Origin of the sequence: Streptomyces sp. CT34 (assembly GCF_000805335.1) — a bacterium.
Lineage (GTDB): Bacteria > Actinomycetota > Actinomycetes > Streptomycetales > Streptomycetaceae > Streptomyces.
Genome location: NZ_KN708638.1, coordinates 2,967,904 through 2,976,894, shown reverse-complemented (window position 1 = coordinate 2,976,894; position 8,991 = coordinate 2,967,904). Strand labels below are relative to the sequence as shown.

Annotated in this window: 8 protein-coding genes and 1 pseudogene; 5 read left to right on the top strand and 4 right to left on the bottom strand. The window is 70.6% G+C overall.

Annotation, left to right across the window (positions count from 1 at the left end; translation table 11 throughout):
* The coding region (orn, locus tag RZ84_RS36515; protein ID WP_078894621.1) for an oligoribonuclease at window positions 1–609 on the bottom strand (609 nt) is incomplete at its 3' end.
* Window positions 610–614: 5 nt separating this feature from the next.
* Window positions 615–1,704 (bottom strand): annotated as a pseudogene (locus RZ84_RS12980) (helix-turn-helix domain-containing protein).
* A gap of 1,218 nt (window positions 1,705–2,922) precedes the next feature.
* Here RZ84_RS12980 and RZ84_RS12975 point away from each other — a divergent pair.
* Window positions 2,923–3,444, top strand: coding sequence for a universal stress protein (locus tag RZ84_RS12975; protein WP_043264449.1), 522 nt, complete (start codon window positions 2,923–2,925; stop codon window positions 3,442–3,444).
* 421 nt (window positions 3,445–3,865) lie between these two features.
* Here the strand turns inward: RZ84_RS12975 and glmS are convergent, their stop codons facing one another.
* Window positions 3,866–5,695 carry a glutamine--fructose-6-phosphate transaminase (isomerizing) gene (gene glmS, locus RZ84_RS12970; RefSeq protein WP_043264448.1) on the bottom strand — a complete coding sequence of 610 codons (1,830 nt, stop codon included), beginning with the start codon at window positions 5,693–5,695 and terminating at the stop codon, window positions 3,866–3,868.
* Between the two features lie 68 nt (window positions 5,696–5,763).
* The gene (locus RZ84_RS12965; RefSeq protein WP_043264447.1) at window positions 5,764–6,039 is read right to left on the bottom strand and encodes a hypothetical protein; all 276 of its coding nucleotides are present in this window, start codon (window positions 6,037–6,039) and stop codon (window positions 5,764–5,766) included.
* A gap of 207 nt (window positions 6,040–6,246) precedes the next feature.
* Here RZ84_RS12965 and RZ84_RS12960 point away from each other — a divergent pair, with 207 nt between their 5' ends.
* From RZ84_RS12960 to RZ84_RS39705, 4 genes are all read left to right on the top strand, one after another.
* Window positions 6,247–7,842, top strand: a complete 1,596-nt coding sequence (locus RZ84_RS12960; RefSeq protein ID WP_043264446.1) for a beta-N-acetylhexosaminidase — start codon at window positions 6,247–6,249, stop codon at window positions 7,840–7,842.
* Between the two features lie 231 nt (window positions 7,843–8,073).
* Window positions 8,074–8,379, top strand: coding sequence for a hypothetical protein (locus RZ84_RS12955; RefSeq protein ID WP_241777685.1), 306 nt, complete (start codon window positions 8,074–8,076; stop codon window positions 8,377–8,379).
* Window positions 8,380–8,476: 97 nt separating this feature from the next.
* Window positions 8,477–8,695, top strand: coding sequence for a hypothetical protein (locus tag RZ84_RS12950; RefSeq protein WP_043264445.1), 219 nt, complete (start codon window positions 8,477–8,479; stop codon window positions 8,693–8,695).
* Window positions 8,692–8,991, top strand: a 300-nt coding sequence (locus RZ84_RS39705; protein ID WP_198539981.1) for a DUF6415 family natural product biosynthesis protein, incomplete at its 3' end; no start/stop codon positions are given. The genes RZ84_RS12950 and RZ84_RS39705, both read left to right, overlap by 4 nt.

Genomic DNA, 8,991 nt, shown 5'->3' with positions numbered 1-8,991 from the left:
CGACTCCGGATCGGCGGGCGGCCGGTGCTTGGCCGCGATGGCCCTCGCGGTCTCCGAATCGGGACCCGGCGGCGGCACGAAGACGGCCTCCCGGTAGTAGCGCAGTTCCGCGATGGATTCCCGGATGTCCGCCAGTGCCCGGTGATTGCCGTTCTTGTCCGGACTGTTGAAGTACGCCCGCGGGAACCAGCGCCGGGCCAGTTCCTTCACGGACGAGACATCGACGATCCGGTAGTGCAGATAGCTCTCCAGCGTCGGCATATCGCGCAGCAGGAAGCCGCGGTCGGTACCGACGGAGTTTCCGCACAGCGGCGCCTTCCCCGGCTCCGGCACATGCTGCTTGATGTACTCCAGCACCTGTGCCTCGGCCGCTTCCAGCGTCGTGCCGCCGTCCAGCTCGGCCAGCAGCCCGGAGGCGGTGTGCATCTGCCGCACCACCTCCGGCATGGTGGTCAGCGCCTCGGCCGGGGGGCGGATCACCACATCCACCCCGTCACCCAGCACGTTCAGTTCCGAGTCGGTGACCAGGGCGGCCACCTCGATAAGCGCGTCACTCGCCAGCGAGAGTCCGGTCATCTCGCAGTCGATCCACACCATGCGATCGTTCATACGTCTCACCCTACGGGGCGCTCCCGCTGGCCGGGGAGCACGGGGCGGGCGGCCCCGCGGCCGACCGGGGTCTCCGGCAGCCGTGCGACGTAGGCGTCGGGCTGCGGCCTGCCCGGGTCCGCCGCCTCGGCGGTGAGCCCGTGCCCGGCCAGCGCGGCGGCGGCGAACCGCTCCGCGCTCCCGGCCGCCAGCGCGGCCCGCTCGCGCTCCGGCCGCTCGGCCCGCTCCGGGCGCTCCGGCCGCAGAGCGGGCTCGGGTGCGCCGTTCTGCGGCCGGCGCGCGCGGTAGGCCGCGCGGTAGGCCGCCGGCGAGGCGCCCAGCTGCCGCCGGAAGTGGCCGCGCAGCGCCACCGGCGAGCGGAACCCGCAGCGCCCGGCGACCTACCTCGTCCACCGAATAGTCGGAGGTCTCCAGCAGCCGCTGGGCCTGCAGCACCCGCTGGGTGATCAGCCACTGGAGCGGAGCGCTCCCCGTGAGAGAACGGAAGCGCCGGTCGAAGGTGCGCCGGCTCATGTACGCGCGGGCCGCCAGCGTCTCCACGTCGAACTGCTCGTGAAGGTGCTCCAGCGCCCAGGCGACGACCTCGGCGAGCGGGTCGGCGCCGATCTCCTCAGGTAACGACCTGTCCAGGTAGCGCTGGTGCCCCATGTCCGAGGCGGTCCGGCGCGGCGGTACGACCAGCCGTCGGGCCAGCGCGTTGGCCGCGTCGGCGCCGTGGTCGGTGCGCACGATGTGCAGACACAGGTCGATCCCGGCGGCCGTCCCCGCGGAGGTGAGCACATCGCCGTCGTCGACGAAGAGCTCGCGCGGGTCCACATGGACGGACGGATAACGCTTGGCGAGCGTCGGCGCGTACATCCAGTGGGTCGTGGCCGGCCGGCCGTCGAGCAGTCCGGCCGCGGCGAGGACGAACGCCCCCGTGCACAGCCCGACGATCCGGGCCCCCTCTTCATGCGCGCGGCGCAGCGCGTCGAGCGCCGCGGGCGGTGGGGCCTGGGTGATGGAACGCCAGGCCGGTACGACGACCGTCCCGGCACGGGAGATCGCCTCCAGCCCGTAGGGGGCTGACAGTTCGAGCCCCCCGGTCGTGCGCAAAGGCGCATCTTCGCCCGCGCACACAAGAAGCCGGTACCTCGGAACGCCTGCGTCTTGGCGGTCGATGCCGAAGACCGAGAGCGGAATGGAGCTCTCGAAAATGGGGCCGCCGCTGAAGAGGAGCACCGCGACTATTTCGCGGCGTCGTCGGGCGGCGAGCTTGCGTGCGGCATCTGGTACGGCAGCGGAGTCCTGGCTCATGGCACTTAAGCCCCCCTCGGTCGTCTCGCCCTCGCGGTCCTGCACAGTTCCCCCGCCGTAGCTACCAAGATCGAATCTACTGTGTCCCGTGAGGATGGATGGCCAAGTTCACCACCCACTGGTATGTCGATATGGCAACTTGGCGCGAAGCATTCGATCACGAAGCGTTCCACTCGTCGGGCCTGCATGGGAAGTACGCGTCTCGGCTCTGCCCGTTCGCAGTAGGGCACAACCATGCCGAGCGGTCCTTTCCGCCCTGCTCACACCAGGGTTGAGGGGGGTCGGGGGCAAGGGGTCGGTCTCGGCTGGAAGTTGGCTGAAAACGGTCGTGCGCAGACTTGCGGGCGCCTCAATCGACCGGCGTACGCCTTTCGGAGTGCCGGCCGCCGCCATGTGCTCCTGCCCCGTTACGTCCTCTTCTGTCCCTTCGGCGTCCACCACCCGCCGTACGGACTCCGGCCGCGGTGCGTTCGGATCGCCGCAGCAGCGCGCGGCAGACGCAGGTGATCGCGGCGAGGCCGGCCGCGGTGCCCGCCGCGCCGGCCCACGAGGCGCCGCTCACGATCAGGACGACGGGGACCAGGGCGCAACTGAAGGCGCCCCAGCGCGCGACATCGCTCACTGGGTCGGGTGATCTACGGGACGGCACCGGCACCGCTGGCTCCCCTCGGACGGGCAGCTACTACAACGCTGCCGTCGATCTTGGGTCACCGCCGGGGGGTACGTACGGGGCAGGGCGGGGCATTGCCATCCGCGCCACGCTCCGGCATGCTCCGGGGAACGTTCGAGCCGTGGGCCGCCTGTGCGGGCTCCCGGTGGCCCGTTCGTGCCCTGGGCAGTGGAGGAGTAGCGCCGTACTCTTGGGGTATCGGCTTGGAAAGATGATTCCCAGTCGTATCGTTCCCCTTTGAACTATGACTCCTGCTCCTTGACCGAGCCGTTCGGTCAACTGCCGGATCAAGTCAATCGCCGTTCCCGTTCGCCCCTCCGCCAGAGGACGTTCTCGCCGAGACCCCCATGACCGGTCACGAAACCCCTGAACCCGCGGACCGCAAGCAGGTCGCCGATCCGATGGCGGACCTCGAAGCGGCGGAACAGAAGCGCCATTCCTGCGATCCCGCCTTCCGGCACGGCGTCGTGGTGGGCTTCGACGGCTCCATGTCGAGCGAACGCGCGTTGGCGTATGCAATCGGTATGGCCCGGCGCCTCGGCTCCGGATTGATCATCGTCCATGTGGCCAACCGGCTGCCGACGACGGTCTGGGCGGGCTGCGAGCCGCCGGTCTTCGTGGACGTGCCGGACCACCGCACCGAAGTGCTCGGGCTGGAGCTCGCGTGCGCCGACCATCTCTCCGAGGTCCCCTGGATCCTCGTCGAGCGCGGCGGCGACATCTGCCACGAACTGGAGGAGGTCGGCCGGGAGTACGAGGCCGACGCCATCGTGGTGGGCTCCACGCACGGCATCGTGGGCCGGATCTTCGGCTCCGTCGCCGGCCGGCTGGCGCGGCGCGCGCAGCGGCCCGTGATGGTCATTCCCTGACGCGGCCCGGTGCCGCGTTTTCGTGAACTCCCCTACGGGGACCGCCGCGTGATCGGTTCTCCTCGGTGTCGCCACACTTGAGGGGGCGTCATGGGGATTGTGGGCAATGCGGAGTCCGGCTGGTTCTCCCAGGTTGGTTGTGCGCTTGTGATGGGTAGAAAACGGTCACAACGGCGTGCTGCCGACCGGGAGGTGACGGATCCCGGGGCGGCGGCACCCCGCCGGCGTAATGGGCGACGCCGGCAAAGGGGAGGCGGCGGCTTCGCGCGAATGGTGGCTCGCGCGAAGCCGCTTGCCTTTGCGGCTGAACCGCCGCCCGCTCTCGCGGAGGGGGTTGCTCGCCGCGGGGGTTGCTCAATTGTCGCTTCGGTGGAAAGGGCCTCGTTCGACGGAAGAGACGGGATCCACGAAGAGGCGGGACCTACTCCACGGTGACCGACTTCGCGAGGTTCCGCGGCTTGTCGATGTCCCGGCCCAGGGCCAACGCCGTGTGGTAGGCGAGGAGTTGGAGCGGGATGCCCATCAGGATCGGGTCCAGCTCGGGCTCGTTCTTCGGCACGACGATGGTGTGGTCGGCCTTCTCCTGCTCCTCGTGGGCGACGGCGAGGATCCGGCCGCTGCGGGCCTTGATCTCCTCCATCGCGGCCCGGTTCTTCTCCAGCAGCTCGTCGTCCGGCACGATCGCCACGGTCGGCATCGCGGGCTCGATGAGGGCCAGCGGGCCGTGCTTGAGCTCCGAGGCCGGGTACGCCTCGGCGTGGATGTACGAGACCTCCTTGAGCTTGAGGGACGCCTCGCGGGCCACCGGGTAGCCGCGGACCCGGCCGACGAACATCATCGACTTGGCGTCCGCGTACTGCGCCGACAGCTTCTTGATCTCCTCCTCGCCCTTGAGGATCTCGTCGATCTGGCCGGGCAGCCTGCGCAGGCCGTCGATGATCCGCTTGCCGTCCGCGACGGACAGGTCGCGGATCCGGCCCAGGTGCAGGGCGAGCAGCGCGAAGGAGACCACCATGTTGGTGAAGCACTTGGTGGAGACCACGCAGACCTCGGGTCCTGCGTGCACGTAGATGCCGCCGTCGGTCTCCCGGGCGATCGCCGAGCCGACCACGTTCACCAGGCCCAGCACCCGCGCGCCCTTGCGCTTGAGCTCCTGGACGGCGGCCAGCACGTCGTAGGTCTCACCGGACTGGGAGACGGCGACGTAGAGGGTGTCGGGGTCCACGACCGGGTTGCGGTAGCGGAACTCGGAGGCCGGCTCGGCGTCCGAGGGGATGCGGGCCAGCTCCTCGATCATCTGGGCGCCGATCTGGCCCGCGTGGTAAGAGGTGCCGCAGCCCAGGATCTTGACCCGGCGCACCCCGCGCGCCGCGCGGGCGTCCAGGTTCAGACCGCCGAGGTGGACGGTGGAGAAGCGGTCGTCGATCCGGCCGCGCAGCGCCCGGTCCACCGCCTCCGCCTGCTCGGAGATCTCCTTGTGCATGTAGGTGTCGTGGCCGCCCAGGTCGTACGACTCGGCCGCGTACTCGACGGTCTCCGGCGTCGCCGTCGTGCGCGAGCCCTCGGTGGTGTACGTGCGGTAGTCGTCGGCCTTGAGGGTGGCCATCTCGCCGTCGTCCAGGGTGACGACCTGGCGGGTGTGCGAGACCAGCGCGGCGACGTCGGAGGAGACGAACATCTCGTGCTCGCCGATGCCCAGGACGACCGGCGAGCCGTTGCGGGCGACGACGATGCGGTCGGCGAAGTCGGCGTGCAGGACGGCGATGCCGTAGGTGCCCTCGATGTGGCGGAGCGCCTCGCGGACCTTCTCCTCCAGCGTCGGGGCGGTGGAGCGGCCGATGAGGTGGGTCAGTACCTCGGTGTCGGTCTCGGAGGCGAACACGACGCCCTCGGCGGTCAGCCGGGCGCGCAGGTCGGCGGCGTTGTCGATGATGCCGTTGTGGACCACCGCGACCTTGCCCTCGGTGTCGAGGTGCGGGTGGGCGTTCTCGTCGGTGGGGGCGCCGTGGGTGGCCCAGCGGGTGTGCGCGATGCCGGTGGAGCCGGCGAAGCGCTTCGGCAGCCGCGACTCCAGCTCCCGGACCCGGCCCTTGGCCTTGGCGGTCTTCAGACCGCCCGCGGCCTTGCCGGTGCCCTTGGCGTGGATGGCGATGCCGGCCGAGTCGTAGCCGCGGTACTCCAGGCGCTGGAGGCCCTCAAGGAGCAGCGGAGCGACGTCGCGCTTGCCGATGTATCCGACGATCCCGCACATACGGTGACCCTTCTGGTTGAGCGTCTTGTCGATCGTTCACGGGTGCCCGCCGTCCGCGGGGCCCGGCTTCAGCCGTAGACGAGGCGGCGCAGCTGGCGTATCGACAGGGGCGGAGGGGACACGGCGCGGTGCGGCAGCTCGTGGGAGATCCGCTCGAAGATCGCCTCGTTCCGCAGCCCCTGGGACTGCAGCTCGCGGTGTCTGCGGCGGACGAACCCCTCCGTGGTCTCGTCGAAGTACGCGAGCACGTCCAGCACCACCCTGGCCGCCTCGCCGCGCTGGAGCGGCGTGCTGCGTACCAGGTGGTCGATGAGGTCCTCGTGGGACGGACGGCGTTCGAGCACCCGTCGATACTGATGGGCGCCGCGGAGATTCGCAAGAAATCTGCCCGATATCGGGCAGGTCGCCGGGATTGCGGGCGGATACTGGTCTACACCTTGACCGGGTCCGGGGCGCGCGGTACGCATGGTCACCGTTCGGTCGCTCCATGCCGTGCCGCTGTGCCGCTTGCAGAAACGTGCCGCTGACGAAGCTCGCCGAAGGGACCGTCCATGAGACGACACAGGCTTCTGTTCTCGTTATTGCTGGTCGCGGCGGCCGGGACGGTGACCGCAGCCGTCCCGTCGGCCGGTGCCGCCGCCCCGGCCGCCGCGCCGCTGGACCGGGTGATCCCCGCTCCCGCCTCCGTGCGCCCGGCCCAGGGCGCGTACACGCTCGGCGAGCGGACCCGGATCCGGGTGCCCGGCGGCTCCGGCGAGGCCCGCCGGATCGCCGGCTATCTGGCCGGACTTCTGCGGCCCGCCACCGGCTTCCGGCTGCCGGTCACCTCCGAGGGCGGCCCGGACGGCATCGTCCTCCGGCTCGGCGGCCAGGACGCCCACGGGCTCGGCGCCGAGGGCTACCGGCTGACGTCCGGCGGCCGGGCGGTCACCATCAGCGCGGCCCACCCCGCCGGCCTCTTCCACGGCGTCCAGACGCTCCGCCAGCTGCTGCCCGCCGCGGTGGAGAAGCACACCCCGCAGCCCGGCCCCTGGCGGATCGCCGGCGGCACGATCGCGGACACCCCGCGCTACGCCTACCGCGGCGCGATGCTGGACGTCTCGCGGCACTTCTTCACCGTCGGCCAGGTCAAGCGCTATATCGACCAGCTGGCGGCCTACAAGATCAACACGCTGCATCTGCACCTCTCCGACGACCAGGGTTGGCGGATCGCCATCGCCTCCTGGCCGCGGCTGGCGTCCTACGGCGGCAGCACCCAGGTCGGCGGCGGGCGCGGCGGCTACTACACCAAGGACGACTACCGCGAGATCGTCCGCTACGCCGCGAGCCGCTACCTGACGGTGGTCCCGGAACTCGACATGCCCGGCCACAGCAACGCCGCACTGGCCTCCTACGCCCGGCTGAACTGTAACGGCGTGGCACCGCCGCTCTACACCGGCACCAACGTCGGCTTCAGCTCGCTGTGCGTGCCCAAGAAGGTGACGTACGACTTCGTCGACGACGTCATCCGGGAGATCGCGGAGCTCACCCCCGGCCCCTACCTCCACATCGGCGGCGACGAGGCGCACGCCACCAGCCGCGCGGACTACGTCGCCTTCATGGACAAGGTGCAGCCGGTGGTCGCCAAGTACGGCAAGACCGTGATCGGCTGGCACCAGCTGACCGGGGCACACCCCGCCAAGGGCGCCGTCGCCGAGTACTGGGGCTACGACGCCACCGGCCCCGCCGAACGCAAGCAGGTCACCGACGCGGCCCGCAGGGGCACCCGGCTCGTCCTGTCGCCCGCCGACCGCGCCTACCTCGACATGAAGTACGACAAGGACACCCCGCTCGGCCTGAACTGGGCGGGCTACGTGAACGTCCGGCGCGCCTACGACTGGGACCCCGGCGGCTACCTGAAGGACGCACCGCCCGCCTCGGTGCTCGGCGTCGAGGGGTCCCTGTGGTCGGAGACGCTCACCACCTCGGCGAACATCGAGTACATGACCTTCCCCCGGCTCCCCGGCATCGCCGAACTGGGCTGGTCCCCGGCCCGTACGCACGACTGGGACGCCTACCGGGAGCGACTGGCCGCCCAGGGGCCCCGCTGGGACGCACAGGGCATCGACTACTTCCGGGCGCCGGAGGTGCCGTGGCCGGGGCGGTGAGGCGCCGCGGACGCCGGCCGCCCGCGTGGTGGCCACCCACCCGCCGCGGACCCGGGAACAGCCTTTTGGGCCCGCCGCGTTGGGGCCTGCAGGGGGTGCCGGCATCCCCTACGGGATCTGTTCGCCCGCCCCCTACACGCCGGCGACCAGGTAGCGAAGTCACTGCCGGCGGCCTACGTTCACCCGAGCACGGTGTTCGGACGGGCGAACGTCGACTTCCACGGGGTCTCGGTGGCCACCGACCTCCGCAAGTCCGGGCAAGCCCTGAGCAGGGCCGACAACATCGACCCGGATGTCATGCCCTCGGTTGAACGGCGCTCCCGGCTCTGGGTCGAAGTGGCGCGCGGGCACCTGCAACGTGGTGATCGCACGGCGGCCCTCCATGTGATGGGGGTCGCCTGCAAGATCAGTCACGAGACCGTTGCGTACACCCCATCGGCCCGCGAGGTCGCGGCCGACCTGTGGCGTAAGGCTCCACGCGCCTTCCGCGACGAGGCAGCCCGACTCGCTGAGAAGGTGGGAGTCACGGGTCCATAGGACAACTTGCCTCAGGGGGACACCCTGTCCCCCTGAGGGGCACTCAACCCTCCTACGGTCACAGCCTCTTGATCGCGTACAACCGTAGGAGTGAGCGATGGCGACTGTCAGCGGGTTGCATGCCTCGGCCCGCCGAGGGGCGTCCACATCCGGCACCGGCGACACCGGCGAAGTCCGCGTGCCACTGGCGCTGTACCGGGTGGACCAGCATCAGGGCGACATCGATCTGGTGCTGTCCCGCGGCGAGGCGGAAGCGCTGCACATGGCCCTCGCCGGTCACCTCGGCCTCGCCAAGAAGCCCACGGACGCCCGGTGAACGACGAACGCCCCGGCACGCCGACGGCACCGGACGCCATCGACGCAGACACGATCAGTGAGACGATCCGCCGAGCGCTCCGCTTCGGTGCGACTCGGCCGGCGCGCGATGTTCTGGCGGGTGCGGACGCGGTTCTGCGCGGGCACGTCGGACTGCTTCTCGATGACGTCCGAGAAGCGGCGAGTCGGCAGCCCCACAGCTTCGAGACGTTGCGGCTGACGAAGCGGATGGATCGGATCGAGCAGCAACTGGCGCACCCCTTCGGACAGGGGGTCCTGCCTCCGCGTGCCGAGGTG